This window comes from Methanobrevibacter sp., assembly GCF_017432245.1.
In the GTDB taxonomy this organism is placed as follows: domain Archaea; phylum Methanobacteriota; class Methanobacteria; order Methanobacteriales; family Methanobacteriaceae; genus Methanobrevibacter.
Genome location: NZ_JAFRJO010000048.1, coordinates 1 through 17056, shown reverse-complemented (window position 1 = coordinate 17056; position 17056 = coordinate 1). Strand labels below are relative to the sequence as shown.

Below are 17056 nucleotides of genomic sequence, written 5' to 3'. Positions count from 1 at the left end.
CCTATTTCCTTTTTTTAATTTTTTCTATTCTTTTTGCATTTTTTTATTTATTCCTATTTTCTTTATTAATTTTTTTAAATTTATAAAATTAATTCAATTAAGTATATATCTTAAAATTGATAGATATATACGTGAATTTAATTTAAAAAATTATTTTGGTGTCAATATGAAGAAAATTAATTTAATGATCGTTACATTGATAGTTCTAATCGTAACCATTGGTTCTGTTTGTGCAGGAACTGATGAGGGTCTTCTTTCTGATGGTGATGATTTCGGAGAAGATGATGAAGACGATTTTGACCTTGATGGTGATGATTTCGGAGAAGATGATGAAGACGATTTTGACCTTGATGATGGTGATGAAAATGATGAGGATGATTCTGAAAATCTAGATGATGATTATGATGATGAAGATGATTTAGACGATGAAGAGGACGATTCTGATGAGGATGATTCTGATGAGGATTTAGATGATGAAGCGGAAGAAGAATTCGATGGAGAATTTGATGGAGAGTTTACAGCATTATCTGCAGGTTTTGATCTTTCAAGTGCAAAGGGCATGAATGGTGAAATGGGATCAAATTCAAATGGAGATTCTCAAAATAGCGTGGACTCAAGTCCAAAAACCGGAAATCCTATTGGGGTCTTATTATTCTCTTTATTGTTTTTAATTGTAATTCCATTAAGAAATAGATAATCTATTTCTTTTGGAATCCTATTTTTCAACTTTTTTTTTAAAAAATTATTAAAATATTTAAATCTTATTTTGTGGCATGCTTTTTCAAATGGCCTAATTCATCAATGATGATTCCAAGGCCTGTCTTAACTGCATTTGGAGAGCCAGGCATTGCAAATATCATGGTTTTTCTATAGATTCCTGCTGTAGCTCTTGACAATAGTGATCCTGCACCTAATTCTTCATAAGAGATAGCTCTGAATATTTCTCCGAATCCCTTTATTTCCTTTTCAAAAAGAGGTTCTATTGTTTCAATGGTAATGTCCCTTGTTTCAAGACCGGTTCCACCAGTTGTAATGATGACTTCTATTCCATCATCAATCATTTCTTCAATAGTGTTTTTTAGTGTGTCCATTTCATCAGGGATGATTGTATAAGCATCAACGTCATATTTTTTAGCCAATTCTTCTTTTAAGTATTTTCCAGACAAGTCTTTTTCTTCCCCTTCCTTGTCATTTGAAAATCTGTCACTAAGGGTTATAACACCACAGGATACTTTTATAGGTGCTTTCTTTTTATGCAATTCCATTGTTTCGCTTTTCATAAGATTACTTCCATTTGATCATTTTCAATAATTCATATTTTTTTGATTGATATATTTCATATTAATTTTTATTAATTTCATATTAAAATATTTTTTATAATTCTTAAATTTTTATAGTATATCCTTGAGTATTACTTAAATTAATATCATTAAGTTTATTTATTTAAAATATAAATATATTTATCATGAATGATTTATTTTATATCTTGGATGCGTCTGCATTTATTAATGGCTTTGAACCAAAAAGCCAGTTTAACTTTACGGTTTCTGAGATAACTGATGAAGTTAAGGACTTAAAATCTAAGATATTGTTAGATCAAGCTATTGAAGAAGGAAAAATTATAATAAAAGAGCCAAAAGAAGAGTTTATTAAAGAATTGAATGAAATTATATCCAAATCTGGAGATGATTTGCGTTTATCTGAAGCGGATAAAAATCTATTGGCTTTAGCTTTAGACTTAAAGTGTGAAAATGAAAATATTAAGGTTTTAACCGATGATTATTCAATGCAGAATGTTTTGAAAATCATTGATATTCCATATGATAGCATAATTACTGAAGGGATTAAGGGAATATACAATTGGGTTAAAACATGTGAAGGATGCAAGAAGGAGTTCGATGCGGATTATCCTTTCGATGATTGTGAAATATGTGGGTCTAAAGTATTTAAAAGAAGAATAAAAACCTATTAAACTGTATTTGGTGTGAATATGGAAATTGGTGTTGTTGTACATGGTCCAGGAATAGTTGATTCAGGCTGGGCCAAAAAGATTATTGACATCCTATCTAATTTTGGTAATGTCCGTTGCCGTTTAGGAGGAACAATGGGCAGAACAGCAGTGATTGATGCTGGATTGGAGGATATCATTGACATATCATTGAAATTATTGCCTAGCCAATCATTGGAGCTGTTCAACAGGGAACATGCTGATGTCATTTTCCTATTGAATTATGGAAAGTCTCCTGAAACTGGACGTGTTTTTGGATATAAGGTATTTACTCATTATTTCAAACAGCTTTCAAATGAGGATTTCTTGGCTACCAATCATAAGTCTTTGTATGAATCAAGCATTCCTGTTATTCAGATAGAAAGGCCTGGAGAGGAAGATGGTGCAATCATCAGCTGGAATTGTGTTTTAAATCAGCAATTGGAAAAAAGCAGAAAAAGCAAAAGGGCACGTTTAGGATTAGGCGATAATAACATGCTTGAATCACTTTCATTTAACTTTGAAGAATTCTTTGATGGCCTAAAGGCAGCTTTGGATTTAATTGAAATCACACCTGAAGAAGTTGTTTCAGCTTATTTCTCAAACAATCAAGAGAAGGAAGATGATAAATCCATTGAAGACTTATTGAAATCCTATGATGATTATGAAACCAGCCATTACACTTACCGTAAGATTCATGGTGTAAGCCCTGATGAAAATATCTTCATTAATGGAATTGTTGTTGGATATTCCAATGCAGATTCCATTGTCATCATTGCCCGTGATGGAATGATTGTAGACATAATTAATGGAACCATCAAATATCATGGTCTTGAAAAATTAGGTCCTGTTGATTTGGAGAGGATAATTGTGAAAACAGGATTGCTTAGAAAATCTGATGATGTTAATCCAAGAGTATTGTCTCATAATGATATTTATGTAAAGGATACTGAGAGAAATCTTTACTCCGGTGAAATTTCTGAGGATGAGTATTCCTTTAAAGTGGCTTATGTGGACCATGCTGCTTATGACATTTACAAATTCAAGGATTTTGACTTGGTTGTTACAATTGGTGATGACACTTCATTGGTTGCTTCTGACATTTTGTACAGATTCAATATTCCAATCATTGGAATCATTGATGGAGATTTGGATAAGGTTGTTGAAAACGGCTTTGTCAATGAAAAATCAATATTCATTGAAGTCGCTTCCGGTTTTGATGATATTGTTGGCCAATACATCAATGAGGAAATATTCATGTCAAAGGACACTTTTGAAATGCCATTTGATGAGGAAGCCAATTCTGTAGATGAATTTAAAACAGTTATCTTCAAAGTTTTCAAGAATCATCTTATTGAGAAGGTAAAGAATATTGTTCCGAGCTTTGTGGAGAAGGATTGCGATTATAATGTCATTGACACATATCATGAGGTTGTTGATGAGAATCCTGAGCTTGTGGAAAATCTGGATGAGTTTATTGATGGATTCGAATATGAATCCTTTGAGGAAGGAGAAGAAGTTTATTTGGATGAAAATTATGATTCTCCACAGGAAGAGTATACAGATGATGATTTCGAGGAACTTTCAGATGCTCAACTTGAAGAACTGTTAGTTGAACATGGATCCGGTGAATATGAAGAGGTTTACTTTGATGAAGAGATTTATCTTGATGATGATGTCTATGATGATGAGGATTCCATTTATTATGATGAAGTTCCATTTGAGGAAACTATTGATGAGCCTCCAGTTGAGGAAATCTATGTTGAGCATGACAGTGATGAGCCTTTAGTTGAGGAGATTTATGTTGAGCATGGTGTAGTTGATTCACCTGTTGAGGAGATTTATGTTGAGCATGATGCAGAAGAAGTCATTTATGAAGATGTTCCTGTTGAAGAGGTTTATCTGGATGAAGATTTAAATGATGTTTCTCAAGAAGAGTCTGTTGATGGAGATGCAGATGAGGTAGATGAGGCTGATGGATGGGCTGAATATATTGAAGAGGAATTTGGAGAGTCTATTGAACAGTCAGAGGATGAAAACAAACAGGATTAACTTTTTGATTTAATTTTATCAAATATTTTTCTTAAAATTATTTTATTATTTTAATTCAATTATTATTTAAATTTGGTTATTATTTAAATTCAATTATTTTAAATTATTTTTTAATATTAAGGTGTAATGATGGATTTTGAAGAACTTGTAAAATCGCTTCAGGAGTTTGTAGGAGTTAGCAGAAAGAATTCCATTGAAAAGGTTACAAAAACTTTAGGTGAAGTTTATAATATCTCCGGTGAAGTCCTTCTTGACTTTGGAGATGATGCTTCAGCTATTGATATTGGTAACAATCAGGTTATCTTGCTTGCTGCTGATGGGATTTGGGGACAATTGATGAGTGTAAATCCTTACTGGGCAGGATATTGTTCTGTTCTTGTAAATGTTAATGATATTGCAGCTATGGGTGGAAAGCCAATAGCTATGGTAAATACAATGTCCATTTTTGATGATGAAATCTATGATGATCTTCTTCAAGGCATTGTAGATGGATGCAAGAAGTTCAATGTTCCTATGGTTGGAGGACATCTTCACCCTGATTCCGAATTCAATTCATTGGATGTAGCCATTGCAGGGATTGCTAAGAAAGATTCATTAATAACATCTGCAGGTGCAAGTGTTGGAGATAAGGTCCTTGTAGCTATTGACACTGATGGCAGACAGCATCCTCAATTTGCTCTAAATTGGGACACTACCTATGAAAAGGATGACAAGTTGGTTCAAGATCAAATAAAGGTCATGCAGGAAATTGCAGAGGCACACCTTCCTACAGCTGGAAAGGATATCAGTAATCCTGGAACACTTGGAACTTTGGAAATGCTTTTGGAGGCATCTGGTGTAGGTGCTTGTGTAAACCTTGATTTGATTCCAAGAAATCCTGATGTCTCTTGGGAAGATTGGTTAAGAGCTTATCCTGGAGCTGCATTTGTACTCACTGCAAAAGAGGAAAACTGCCAAAAAATCATTGACACTTTAAGCCCATATTCATTTGAAGTTGCTGTTGTTGGTGATGTGATAGAAGAGAAAGTGCTTTATTTGGAACATTGTGATGAAAAAGCAGTTTTATTCTCTCAGGAAAAGAATCCTGTATTGAAAATGAATGAATAAATTTTACTATTTTTCTCAATTTTTTCAATATTTTTTTAACTTTTTTAATTTTCGTTTTTTTTAACTTTTTTATTATTTTGATTTTCCATCCTTTATTTTGCTTATAACTCATTATTTATTATTTATTTTCCTTTTATTCGATTCACTGTCAATTAAAATTTTCATTTTTTTAAATTTTCAGATATGTTTCAATAATTTGAAACTAATTTTTACTATAATTTCTATTTTTATTGAAAATTTTTATCATATTGTTTTATAATTTTTATTAAAAATTATTCATTTTATAATTTATTAAAACTTAAACAATATTTATTATTTTTAGTTTTTATTAGTCATAACTCGCCTTTTTGACTGGATTTTTATTATTTTTCTGAATAAATAACACTATTTTATATAATATGATTTTCTTAAATAATTATGTAGATTAGATTTTTTTTATTTATCTAATTTATAATATATTATAAATTAAAAATATTTGGTGTAAATATGAATAAAAAAATAGGAATTATATTAGGGGTTGCATTATTAGCATTCTTAGTAATCGGAGCATCCAGTGCTGGTTTATTCGATTTCTTAGGTGATGAAGCAACTGCTGATAACGATGACAGCACTTTAGTTGTTGGTTTCGACGCAGAATTCCCTCCATACGGATACAAAGATGACAGTGGGGAATATGTGGGATTTGATTTAGACTTAGCTCAAGAAGTTTGTGATAGAAATAACTGGACTTTAGTAAAACAGCCAATAGACTGGGATGCTAAAGACAGTGAATTAGACTCTGGTTCTATTGACTGTATTTGGAACGGATTTACCATCAACGGTAGAGAAGACGAGTACACCTGGTCTGAACCATACATTGATAACAAACAAGTTATTGTTGTAAAAACCGATTCTGGTATCGATGATTTAGATGATTTAGAAGGTAAAATCGTAGAAACCCAAAAAGATTCATCTGCTTTAGCAGCTCTTGAAGGAGATCAAAAACCTTTAGCAGACACCTTTGATTCCTTAACTCAAATTGCTGACTATAACACTGCATTCATGGACTTAGAATCCGGTGCTTGTGACGCAGTTGCAATCGATATTGGTGTAGCTCAATACCAAATCAGCCAAAAAGGCAGTGACCAATACAAAATATTAGATGAAGAAATCTCTTCTGAACAATATGGTGTAGGTTTCAAAAAAGGCAATGAAGAATTAAGAGACCAAATTCAAGCTACTTTAGACGAAATGTTTGAAGACGGAACTGTTGCAAAAATCGCAGAAAAATACGATGAATTTGGTGTTCCAGGTTCTCTCATTACTAAATAAATAAATTCTTAGTTTATGCATAATTCGTTATGTATAAACTTTTTTTATTCTTTAATTTAATAATTTTAAATAAATTATTTAAAACAAGCTATTTTTTGTTTTATATTATTTAAATAATTTATTTAAGTTTATTATCTTTATTTTGGAGAATGTTAAATGTTATTAAGTAAAATTTTAGAAGAATTATTATGGGGTATGGGAACCTCCATTGAAATATTCTTACTTACATTGCTATTTTCAATTCCACTTGGATTAGCTGTTGCTGCAGGAAGAATGAGTAGCTTCAAGCCATTGCAATGGATTATGAAAGCATATATTTCAATTATGAGAGGAACTCCATTGATGCTGCAATTGATTGTGGTGTTCTTTGGGCCATACTATATTTTCGGAATGACTCTTTCAAGAGATTTCAGGATGGTTGCAGTTATCATTGCATTTACCATTAACTATGCAGCCTACTTTGCAGAGATTTTCCGTGGAGGAATCGAATCCATTCCAAATGGACAGTATGAAGCTGCACAGGTATTGGGTTACAATAGGTTAGAGACATTCTTCATCATTGTATTGCCTCAAGTAGTGAAAATTGTGCTTCCTTCAATTACCAACGAGGTCATCACTCTTGTAAAGGATACTTCACTTTCATTCGTGCTTGCTATTCCGGAAATGTTCACTGTTGCAAAACAGATTGCAGCAGCTGAAGCGTCCATTTCAGCATTGCTGATTGCAGGTGGATTCTATTATCTGTTCAATGCACTTGTGGCATTTGTAATGGAACGTTTCGAGAAAAGATTGGATTATTACGACACTTAGGAGAGATATCATGAGTTTATTGGAAGTTAAAAATCTAAAGAAAAGTTTTGGAGACAATGTAGTTTTAAAGGATATCTCTTTTAATGTTGAAAAGGGAGAGGTATTGTCCATTATTGGACCATCTGGATCAGGTAAGTCTACATTGCTTAGATGCATTACAGATTTGGAAACTGAAGACAGTGGAGAGATTAATTTTGATGGAACCTTTGGTTTGGTGTTCCAGAATTTCAATCTGTTCCCACATCATTCTGTAATGAAGAATATTGTCAATGCACCTATAAGGGTTCAAAAAAGAGATAAAGATGAGGTTTACGCTCATGCGAGGGACTTGCTTAAAAAGATGGGATTGTCCGATAAGGAAGATGCATATCCTTCTGAACTCTCTGGTGGACAGCAGCAAAGGGTATCAATTGCAAGGGCACTTTGTATGGATCCTGACATTCTGTTCTTTGACGAACCTACTTCTGCACTTGACCCCGAGCTTACTGGTGAGATCTTGCAGGTAATCAAGGATTTGGCTGCAGAACACATGACAATGGTAATTGTTACCCACGAGATGAATTTCGCTCGTAATGTGTCTGATAACATTATCTTCATGGATGGTGGAGTTATTGTAGAGGAAGGTTCACCTGAAGAGGTATTCTCATCAGACAATCAAAGAATGAAAGACTTCTTAGGTAAATTCTATGAATAAATAGGATTTACTTCTTTTCTATTTTTATTTATTTTCAATTTTTTCACTTATTTTTTTATCAATTCAGTATAAATAATTAATATTTCCATCCCTTTTTTTATTATCCTAATTAATTTAAAAACTATTTTATATTATTAAAAATATACATATATTTAATTTATAAAATAGGGGATATTTTTCATTTCTTATTTTATAATTAACTGATGATTATTATTTTATAAATAAAGAGGCAAGCCTATGCTAATTAAAATTAATGGAGAAGATGTGGATATTCCTGAAGGTTCTACCATCAAGGAGGCAATTGAAATTTCAAATGCTCCTTACAAGAAAGGAAGTATCGTTTGTCTTATCAAGGGAGAAAGTGAAATACAAAGTAACATTCTCAAATATAAGATCAAAACACCTAAGGGAAGTATTCTCATTGAATTGGAAGTTTCTGAAAAATCACAACCTTTAACTGATTTCTTCAAGGAAAACTATTCTCAGTTTATCTCTAATAATGTCCGTTGGGAAACATCTAATGAAGTGGCTATAGGTCCTGTAAGCTCTAATTTTGAACCTTCACATGAGGAATTTGCATATTTCGACAATGAGGTCTTGATTAGCTTATCCGGATTTTCAGCTGAGGCTACTCACATAATCTTTGTTAAGGATGACCACAAGAACGTTTATGGTGTTCCAAAATACAGTGATCGTGGAGTCTTTGCAAGGGTTATAGGTGGAAGGAAAACATTGTTCTCCCTTACTGATGATGATGAAATCCTAGCTATTGAACCTGTAATTGAGCGCAGTACAGTTAGAGAGAGCACTGGTGGTTCAAACTTGGATGAAGTCTTGGAGGAAGGAAACCAATTGTTCACCTATGTTCTTTTTGAACCTAACTTCAATTCCCCTAAATCTGTTGAACACTTGTTTTCACTCATTAGGAATGACAAGATAGAGGTCAGCTTTGAATCTAACTCATTTGTCGGGTTCTATGAATTGACTGGTTTAACTAAGGAAAAGGAAGAGATAACTGAACGTAAAAGAGGAACAGTTACCTTGAGAAATGATGGATTCGGTAAAGGTAGAGTTTACATTTATAGAGAAGACAGAGTAAGAGCTGAAACCCACACTAATTTAGCTACCGTCAAGCAAGGAATGGAATTGTTTGATATAGCAAAAGAGGGGGATTTCATTACTGTAAGAAGCAGTCCTGACAGAATCATGCTTATGATGATGACTCAAAAAGAGGCGGAAGAAAAACTCGCATCCTTAGGCATCACTCATGTAAGAACAGGTAACGATGCTGATGATGCAATTGTCGTAACCCAAGAGCCTGAAAGCACTGTTGGCATCATAGAAGCAGGTGAAGTGACTACCTTTGGTCTTGCAAGCGATGAGCTCCTTAAGATCAAATTAACCGATAAGGCTCCAAGAACCAGATGGTATCTTGAGAAAATCACTGGTCTTGCTGAAAAGCCTGTTGGAACTTTGAAGGTTTACTTTGCAGTTCCTGACATGAACATGTTCATGTTCAATGGTGATAACGATGAATCCAAGGGACTCATTCCTGAAAACAATCCAACTGACATTATGAAAGCAGGAGAGATAGGTGTAACTAACATGTCTAAGAAGAATGTGGGACTTATTGGTATAAGAACCATTGACACCACTGATTTCGGACCTACCGGTGAGCCTTTCTCAGCTACAAATGTTGTCGGTGAAGTTGTTGGAAACATTGAAGGCTTGAACAAGCTTAAGGACGGAAGCACTCTTTATATTCATGAAGTATACGAGGATGATGATTAGGAGGAATGATTATGCCTGCAAATTTATGTATAACCCCCGATTTAGGTAAAGAGGATATGGATCCGGAAGTTTCAACAAGGATGATCATTTTAAGTTCAAAGGCAAATGTAAGTGAAAGTGAGGTAGTGAACTTCCTTCATATGTTGAATTTGCCTATTACAATCAAATGGACTTGTTATGGGGCTATGATTAGTGGAAAGGATGAATATGTGAGAGAAGCTATTCGTGAACTCCGTAAATTAGACCCTTATGGAATTTTTACTAAGGAAAGAGGTTTTGCTCCAGGTGACCCAAGAAGATGCAGAGGTCACAGATACGGACCAAGAGAAGGTTTCCACCAAATGGAAAAGGAATTTAGAATTCTTGATTATGTTGGAGAAGCTTTAAAGAATCCGAGAGAAGTGGAAATAGAAAAAAAGGAACCTGTTTCTGTTGATTACTTCAAAGAGATTTTAGAAGAAGAAGAAAATAAAAAAGAGGATGATAAATAATAAGAAAACTTTCTAAATGGGATTGTTTGCAAAAAGTTTTCTTTGATTATATTAAGAGGATGATATTATGGTAAAAGTAGCTATTTATCCACCAAATTCATTGGTTCTAGCTGACTTGATTGAGAGAAAAGGTCATACTCCTTTAGCTCTTCAAAAACAAATAAGGCAAAAGATTAAAGACCCGGAGATTGATTCTCCTCCAATGAACATTACAGAAGAAGATCCAATTAACGGATTAAAGTATGCAGCTATTGAAGTGCCTTCAGGAGTTCGTGGAAGAATGTCCATTATTGGCCCTCTTATAGATGCAGCAGAAGCAGCAATTATTGTTGATGGCGCTCCATTTGGCTTTGGTTGTGTAGGATGCGCAAGAACAAATGAATTATCTATTTTCTGTTTACGTAAAAAGGACATTCCTGTCTTGGAAGTGGTTTATCCTGATGATGAAGATGGAACAAGACTTATGGTAAATCAAATCATGGATTTCCTTGATTCCTTGCCTGGTGGCGGAGGAGACCTTGAAGGAGACAGTGATGTTTTAGGCGAACCAATTGGAAATAAAGGAGGAAAATAAAATGGTACAAATTGCATTGGTTTCTTGCGGTACCGAATATAGTGGTATCCAAAAGGAAATTGAAAAGGCAGCTTTAAAATTTGGAGCAGAAATTATTCTTCCTGAAATTGATTTGGATTACATTAATGAAGCTTATGAGAAATTCGGTTTCTCTGCTCAAAGTTCAAGCTTAAAGCTTATGATTGCAAGAGCTATGTCTATTGTTGAAGGTAAGTGCAAACCTGATGCAGTATTCATTGCTACCTGTTTCAGATGTGCAGAAGGTGCATTGGTCAGAAACGAAGTAAGACGTTTCATTCAAAACAATACACGTATTCCAGTAGTAACATATTCCTTTACTGAAAGGACAAAAGCGGATGAGCTATTTATCCGTATGGAAGCATTGGCTACCACTGTTACACGTAGAAGCATTCTTGCTCGTGAAAAGCAAGAAGGACTTACCCTTGGACTTGACTCAGGTTCAACAACTACAAAGGCAGTTCTTATGGAAAACAACAAGGTTATCGGAACCGGTTGGACTTCCACAAAAGACATCATTGCATCTGCTCAAACTGCAGCTGCAGAAGCATTTGAAGGCACTGGCTACAAATGGGATGATGTTGATGGTATAGGAACTACCGGTTACGGTAGATTCACTATGGGTCAGGAATTTGGAGCTGAACTTATCCAAGAGGAATTGTCTGTAAACGCAAAAGGTGCAGTATACTTGGCTGATTGCCAAAAAGGTGAAGCTACAGTACTCGATATCGGTGGTATGGACAACAAGGTAATTACCGTAAACAATGGTATTCCTGATAACTTTACTATGGGTGGTATCTGTGCAGGTGCATCAGGCAGATTCTTGGACATGACTTCAAGAAGGTTAGATGTAGACATTACAGAACTCGGACCTCTTGCTGTGCAAGGTGATTGGAGAAAGGCTATGCTTAACTCATACTGTATTGTATTCGGTATTCAAGACTTGGTAACCACTCTTGCTGCTGGAGGATCTAAGGCAGATGTAGCAGCTGCTGCATGTCACTCTGTATCAGAACAGGTTTATGAACAGCAATTACAGGAAATTGACATTCGTGAACCTTTAATCCAAGTAGGTGGAACCAGTTTAATTTCCGGACTTGTTGAAGCAGTAAGTGAAACCTTAGGTGGAATTGAAGTTATCGTACCTGAATACTCACAGCATATTGGTGCAGTAGGTGCAGCATTGCTTGTATCTGGTATGGGAAATAGACATGAATAAATAATATGATTGGATTTTAATATTTCAAATATTTTTATCCTATTTTCATTTTTATTTATTATTTTAAGTAGAGTGATTATATGTATATTGAATCAAATGACCCTGAAGGAGCAAAAGTCTACGATATGATTATTAGGCAAATCTTGCAGGATTTGGTCTTGCCGCCTTCAATTGATGACATGCGCGCTTATGTCAATCCGGATGAAGTATGCTTCATTATAGCTATAAAGATGAGAAAGACTTCCCAGCACATTACATTAAAGGAAGTTGCTAAAGTAAATTATGAAGCGGATGATGATACCACTGTTGTTCTAATAGATAATGAGAACTACCTTCCAAATATTCTAAGAACCCTTTGGAAAACCAACGGTAGGGAAAACGTTCATCAGCCAAGCAGATATGTCATTCACATGAAAGGGGAGCATGAAGTGTCTGATTTGGTTGTAGATGATCCTCATGAAAACCTTAAGAGAAGGATTTATGATGCAATATTCAGAATAGTTCCTGAAGGATTCAAGATTATGAAGGACATTTCCCGTGGAGATATCGTTTCCATTATAGCTACTGATGAGCTCATTAAAGATGAATGGGTTGAAAAGGCAGAAGGATATATTGTAGAATTGAATACTCCTAAAACATGGGATTAAATTTAATTCAAATATTGATTAAATCTTTTTAGATTTAATCCATTTATTTTTTCAAATCATAAATTTTCATTTTTATAGGGTTGTTTTAATTTTTTGTCCAATTTTTCATTGTTTTTTTAAAACGGTTCGTAATTTTCAATAGTTTGTTCGTATATATTAGAAACAAATAGGAAGTTTTAAATACTATATTGTTAATAACAATAGTTATAAGTTTAAGCGTAAATGAATGAATTTAACGAATAAATTTTGTAAATTGTAGTGAGAAAAATTAAATTGGAGAAAAAATTAAGTTAATTAAATGACTATTAATTAAAATATTGTGTTGAGGTAATACTATGACTAAAAAAGATTTAACTTGTGGAGGAAGTCATAAAGGTGCAAAATTTGCACACATTACAAAAGTGCATCCATGCTATAATGAAAAATTGCATGATAAGGTTGGAAGAGTTCACGTACCTATTGCTCCTAAATGTAATATTGGATGTAATTTCTGTATAAGATCAATTAATACTGAAGAGGACAGGCCTGGTGTTGCAGGTTCCATCATGGATGCAGATGCTGCAGTGGAACATGTCTTGAATGTAACTGAAGACAGTGCAATCACTGTTGTAGGTGTAGCAGGTCCTGGTGATTCATTAGCTAACGAAGCTACATTTGAGTTCTTTGAAAAAATCAATGAGGTAAAGCCAGACTTAATCAAATGTATGAGTACAAATGGTCTTTTGCTTCCAAAATATGCAGAAAAAATTGCGGAACTTGGTGTAAATACCGTAACTGTTACAGTAAATGCAGTTGATCCTGAAATCCTAAAGGATATCAACGGATTCATTGTTTATGAAGGAAAAGCTTACAAAGGACTTGAAGCAGCTGAAATTCTCTCTAGAAACCAACTTGAAGGAATCAAAAAGATTACTGACCTTGGTGTAGTCGTTAAGGTTAATATTGTTCTTATTCCAGGTTTAAATGACGAGCATATTGTAGAAATCGCTAAAACCGTAAAAGAATGCGGTGCAGACTTAGTAAATGTCTTGCCTCTCATTCCATTAAACAAGATGGCTGATTATCCAAGACCTGGATGTGGAGAGATTGAAAAGGCACGTAGTGATGTTGAAGAATATCTTCCAGTATTCAGAGCATGTACTCAATGTAGAGCAGATGCTTATGGAATTCCTGGTAAGAAACATGAAGACCATCACATAGGAAATGCTCCTCAGTCTCACTTTTAAGTGATCAAATATTTTTATTCAAATAGGATTATTTTTTCCTATTTTTCTTCTTACTTTTTTTAATCAATTTTTTTAATTTTAGCTATTTGTAAATTTTATTTTATATTTTTTGTTTATTTTTTCTATTTTTCTTAAAAATTTTTTTATTTTATCTATATGCTTTATTAAGTTAAATGAACATTATTTATTGTTTTTATATAATTTATAAATAAACTAATTATTTATTTCATATTTGCCGAATAATTTTTAGATATTTTTATATTTAAATGAATAATTTTTAATTAAAATAGTAAAATTTAATATTTAATAGGAATATAATATTACATGTAAAATTAAATAATAATTTTACTTTAAAAAATTGAGGGATTAAAATGGCAGAAATGATGAAAGCTTGGAGGATAAATGAATTAGGAAAACCTCCTGTAATGGAGGAAGTACCTATACCAGAACCTACTTTTGGGGAAATCTTAATTAAAATGAAAGGTGCAGGAATGTGCAGAACTGACCTTGAAGTTATTGATGAAGGATTCATCACAGTTCCATTTGAAGGACCATTCACATTCGGTCACGAAAATGCAGGTGAAGTTGTAAAACTTGGACCTGGAGTAGATACTGTCGAGGTTGGTCAAAACGTTATTGTTGACACATTGCATGCATGTGGTAAATGTCAATACTGTCTTTCAGGCCGTGACAACTTCTGTGAAGTTGCAAGTGCACGTGGTCTTAAGGAAGACGGAGGTATGGCAGAATATATGATTGCTGATGCAAGAGAAGTTGCACCTTTAGGTGACCTTGACCCTACAGAATATGTGGCATTGGCAGATGCAGGTTTATCTCCATATGGTGCTGTGCAAACTGCAAAACCATTCATTCCTAATAACGGTACTGCAGTTGTTATCGGTGTAGGTGGACTTGGATTCTACTGCTGTCAATATTTGGCTTTAACAACCTCTGCTCGTGTTATTGTAGTTAACAGATCTGCTGAAAAAATGGCTAAAATGGTTAACTATGGTGCTGATGAATTGGTTGTTTTAGATGACAATGCATATGACAAAATCATGGAATTAACTAATGGCAAAGGTGTAGATGCAGTATTTGACTTTGTAGGCAGAGACAACACTTTAGAACTTGCAGCACAAATCACCAAAGGATTAGGTCTTATTTCAATATTAGGTCTTGGTGGAGGAACCCTCCCAGTAAGCTGGACTACAGTTAAACCTGGTGTAATGGTAAGATTGACTCAAGGTGGAACCATCACTGACCTTTATGAGATCATGGACTTGGCAAAAGCTGGAAAGATCAAGGTTGAAGCTCAACAATATCCATTCAGTAAAGTTCTTGATGCTCTTGATGACTTAAGAAACGGAAGAGTTGAAGGAAGAGCTGTAATCACCTTTGAAGAATTTGACGAATAAATTTTATAAGGACTTTATGTCCTTTTTTACTTTTTTTTATTTAAATTTTTATGTATAGTTTACTATATGTTAAAATAAGCTTATTTATTCTTTCCTTTTTCATTTAAAGCTTTAAAAATTCTTTATTTTCCAAAATATTTATATATTACTTTTTATATATTACTAATCACAAGGTAACTTGTAAATTCTGTTGTGAATATAGTTAAAACAAGATTTTATATAAATCAACAAATGTTGGAATGTGGTCATTAGAGAGAGGTGATCACATTTGCAGCATTTTTCCTTTTTTTAAGTTTATTTTTTAAATTTTTGTGTTTTTTCACATTTGTGAAATTGTGTTTTATTGCTTTAATTATTTTTTATCTTTTATTTATCGTGTTTTTTCGCATTTAGGCTAATTTTATATTGTATTTTCTTAAATATTATATTGGGAACATTCTTTTTATAATTAGGATATGGGCTCTCTCTGTTACTATATAAAAAATACTAAACGAAGCATAAAAGTTGATTTTTTTATAGCTGAGTCTTGTTTATACTTATTCACAATGGAATATGCTTCATTCGAGATTCTTCTAATGGAGGTGATAAAATATCCTTGTTAGAAGAAGGAGCTCTATATGTTTTTATAGGAATCCTCCTTATTTTAATCGGATTATTTTTTAAAATCCTTTAGGAGTTAATTTGTAATGGGCTGAAGTTTTTATTAGTTCTTCTGTGTATGCTCTTTATTAATTTTCTTTATCTGATTATTTGGAGGGTGTTCTCATATTCTCTTTAAACTATTTTCATAATAACTTATTTATTTAAAAAAGACCAATATTTTATTGTATTTTAACAATTTTATTATAGAATCAATTATTTTTATCATGTGATTATTATGAGAACTTTAGAATGGGAAGACAATAAATTAAAGCTTATAGATCAAACCAAATTGCCTGATGAATTGACTTATGTCTATTGCAGCACTTACCAGGAAGTAATAGATGCAATCAAGACAATGGTTGTTCGTGGAGCCCCTGCTATAGGTGTTTCAGCTGCTTTCGGTATGGCACTTGCTCAGATTGCTGGGGAAGATATGGAAAAGGTCGCTGTAGAGATGAAAAATGCAAGACCTACAGCAGTCAATTTAATGTGGGCGGTAGACAGAGTCATGAAAGCAGACAATATGCTTAATGAAGCAATGGCAATGGCTGGTGAGGACATCAATACAAATCTTGCAATAGGTGAATATGGTGCTGAACTTATTGATGATGGAGATACAGTCTTAACCCATTGTAATGCTGGTGCACTTGCTTGTGTAGATTATGGTACTGCATTAGGTGTTTTCCGTTCTGCATTCAATCAAGGAAAAGATATTCAAGTGATTTGTGATGAAACCCGTCCAAGAGGACAAGGTGCAAGCTTAAGCGTTTGGGAAATGCAACAGGAAGGAATTCCTGTAAAACTGATTCCAGATGTTGCAAGCGGTTATCTTATGTCAATCGGAAAGATTGATAAGGTTGTAATCGGTGCAGATAGGGTGGCTTATGATGGTATTGCAAACAAGATTGGTTCATTTATGGTAGCTCTTGCAGCTAAAAGATTTGACATTCCATTTTATATTGCAGCTCCATTCAGTACATTTGATAAGGAGATTTCCATCTTTGATACAGTTATTGAAGAAAGAGATCCTAATGAAGTAATATACTACGGAGGAGCTAGAATTTGTCCAGAG

Annotated in this window: 15 protein-coding genes and 1 pseudogene; 15 read left to right on the top strand and 1 reads right to left on the bottom strand. The window is 33.6% G+C overall.

Annotation, left to right across the window (positions count from 1 at the left end; genetic code table 11):
• Window positions 1-166: 166 nt before the first annotated feature.
• Window positions 167-697, top strand: coding sequence for a hypothetical protein (locus tag IJI80_RS04180; RefSeq protein ID WP_292787906.1), 531 nt, complete (start codon window positions 167-169; stop codon window positions 695-697).
• Window positions 698-761: 64 nt separating this feature from the next.
• Here IJI80_RS04180 and IJI80_RS04175 read toward each other — a convergent pair whose 3' ends face one another.
• Window positions 762-1280: a MogA/MoaB family molybdenum cofactor biosynthesis protein gene (locus IJI80_RS04175; RefSeq protein ID WP_292787905.1), complete on the bottom strand. Its 519-nt coding sequence runs from the start codon at window positions 1278-1280 to the stop codon at window positions 762-764.
• Window positions 1281-1465: 185 nt separating this feature from the next.
• On the opposite strand from IJI80_RS04175, the gene IJI80_RS04170 reads away from it, so the two are divergent.
• From IJI80_RS04170 to mtnA, 14 genes and pseudogenes are all read left to right on the top strand, one after another.
• Window positions 1466-1972, top strand: a complete 507-nt coding sequence (locus IJI80_RS04170; protein ID WP_292787903.1) for a type II toxin-antitoxin system VapC family toxin — start codon at window positions 1466-1468, stop codon at window positions 1970-1972.
• Between the two features lie 18 nt (window positions 1973-1990).
• A pseudogene (locus tag IJI80_RS04165) lies at window positions 1991-3244 on the top strand (DUF2117 domain-containing protein); the annotation flags it as partial.
• Window positions 3245-4168: 924 nt separating this feature from the next.
• Window positions 4169-5146 (top strand): methanogenesis marker 2 protein, encoded by a 978-nt coding sequence (locus tag IJI80_RS04160; protein WP_292787901.1) that lies wholly within the window; start codon window positions 4169-4171, stop codon window positions 5144-5146.
• A gap of 486 nt (window positions 5147-5632) precedes the next feature.
• On the top strand, window positions 5633-6457 hold the full coding sequence (locus tag IJI80_RS04155) for an amino acid ABC transporter substrate-binding protein (RefSeq protein WP_292787899.1): 825 nt from the start codon (window positions 5633-5635) through the stop codon (window positions 6455-6457).
• 156 nt (window positions 6458-6613) lie between these two features.
• A complete protein-coding gene (locus tag IJI80_RS04150) occupies window positions 6614-7267 on the top strand; it encodes an amino acid ABC transporter permease (RefSeq protein ID WP_292787897.1) in 654 nt (217 codons plus the stop codon).
• Window positions 7268-7277: 10 nt separating this feature from the next.
• Window positions 7278-7961, top strand: a complete 684-nt coding sequence (locus IJI80_RS04145; RefSeq protein ID WP_292787895.1) for an amino acid ABC transporter ATP-binding protein — start codon at window positions 7278-7280, stop codon at window positions 7959-7961.
• Between the two features lie 237 nt (window positions 7962-8198).
• On the top strand, window positions 8199-9752 hold the full coding sequence (locus tag IJI80_RS04140; protein WP_292787894.1) for a methanogenesis marker 3 protein: 1554 nt from the start codon (window positions 8199-8201) through the stop codon (window positions 9750-9752).
• A gap of 11 nt (window positions 9753-9763) precedes the next feature.
• On the top strand, window positions 9764-10243 hold the full coding sequence (locus IJI80_RS04135; protein ID WP_292787892.1) for a methanogenesis marker 6 protein: 480 nt from the start codon (window positions 9764-9766) through the stop codon (window positions 10241-10243).
• A gap of 67 nt (window positions 10244-10310) precedes the next feature.
• Window positions 10311-10817, top strand: a complete 507-nt coding sequence (locus IJI80_RS04130) for a methanogenesis marker 5 protein (protein ID WP_292787890.1) — start codon at window positions 10311-10313, stop codon at window positions 10815-10817.
• A 1-nt stretch (window position 10818) separates the two neighbouring features.
• Window positions 10819-12054: a methanogenesis marker 15 protein gene (locus IJI80_RS04125; RefSeq protein WP_292787888.1), complete on the top strand. Its 1236-nt coding sequence runs from the start codon at window positions 10819-10821 to the stop codon at window positions 12052-12054.
• A gap of 80 nt (window positions 12055-12134) precedes the next feature.
• Window positions 12135-12701, top strand: coding sequence for a methanogenesis marker 17 protein (locus IJI80_RS04120; protein WP_292787886.1), 567 nt, complete (start codon window positions 12135-12137; stop codon window positions 12699-12701).
• A 335-nt stretch (window positions 12702-13036) separates the two neighbouring features.
• Window positions 13037-13927, top strand: coding sequence for a radical SAM protein (locus IJI80_RS04115; protein ID WP_292787884.1), 891 nt, complete (start codon window positions 13037-13039; stop codon window positions 13925-13927).
• A gap of 371 nt (window positions 13928-14298) precedes the next feature.
• Window positions 14299-15342 carry an NAD(P)-dependent alcohol dehydrogenase gene (locus IJI80_RS04110; protein ID WP_292787882.1) on the top strand — a complete coding sequence of 348 codons (1044 nt, stop codon included), beginning with the start codon at window positions 14299-14301 and terminating at the stop codon, window positions 15340-15342.
• 877 nt (window positions 15343-16219) lie between these two features.
• Window positions 16220-17056: S-methyl-5-thioribose-1-phosphate isomerase (gene mtnA / locus IJI80_RS04105; RefSeq protein ID WP_292787881.1), on the top strand; the 837-nt coding region annotated here is incomplete at its 3' end.

Excerpts from the sequence above, each read along its gene's own strand:
- IJI80_RS04175 (WP_292787905.1), bottom strand. The coding sequence starts at position 1,280 with ATGAAAAGCGAAACAATGGAATTGCATAAAAAGAAAGCACCTATAAAA.
- IJI80_RS04125 (WP_292787888.1), top strand. The coding sequence starts at position 10,819 with ATGGTACAAATTGCATTGGTTTCTTGCGGTACCGAATATAGTGGTATC.
- IJI80_RS04130 (WP_292787890.1), top strand. The coding sequence starts at position 10,311 with ATGGTAAAAGTAGCTATTTATCCACCAAATTCATTGGTTCTAGCTGAC.
- IJI80_RS04135 (WP_292787892.1), top strand. The coding sequence starts at position 9,764 with ATGCCTGCAAATTTATGTATAACCCCCGATTTAGGTAAAGAGGATATG.
- IJI80_RS04150 (WP_292787897.1), top strand. The coding sequence starts at position 6,614 with ATGTTATTAAGTAAAATTTTAGAAGAATTATTATGGGGTATGGGAACC.
- IJI80_RS04160 (WP_292787901.1), top strand. The coding sequence starts at position 4,169 with ATGGATTTTGAAGAACTTGTAAAATCGCTTCAGGAGTTTGTAGGAGTT.
- IJI80_RS04155 (WP_292787899.1), top strand. The coding sequence starts at position 5,633 with ATGAATAAAAAAATAGGAATTATATTAGGGGTTGCATTATTAGCATTC.
- IJI80_RS04115 (WP_292787884.1), top strand. The coding sequence starts at position 13,037 with ATGACTAAAAAAGATTTAACTTGTGGAGGAAGTCATAAAGGTGCAAAA.
- IJI80_RS04140 (WP_292787894.1), top strand. The coding sequence starts at position 8,199 with ATGCTAATTAAAATTAATGGAGAAGATGTGGATATTCCTGAAGGTTCT.
- IJI80_RS04170 (WP_292787903.1), top strand. The coding sequence starts at position 1,466 with ATGAATGATTTATTTTATATCTTGGATGCGTCTGCATTTATTAATGGC.
- IJI80_RS04110 (WP_292787882.1), top strand. The coding sequence starts at position 14,299 with ATGGCAGAAATGATGAAAGCTTGGAGGATAAATGAATTAGGAAAACCT.
- IJI80_RS04120 (WP_292787886.1), top strand. The coding sequence starts at position 12,135 with ATGTATATTGAATCAAATGACCCTGAAGGAGCAAAAGTCTACGATATG.
- IJI80_RS04180 (WP_292787906.1), top strand. The coding sequence starts at position 167 with ATGAAGAAAATTAATTTAATGATCGTTACATTGATAGTTCTAATCGTA.
- IJI80_RS04145 (WP_292787895.1), top strand. The coding sequence starts at position 7,278 with ATGAGTTTATTGGAAGTTAAAAATCTAAAGAAAAGTTTTGGAGACAAT.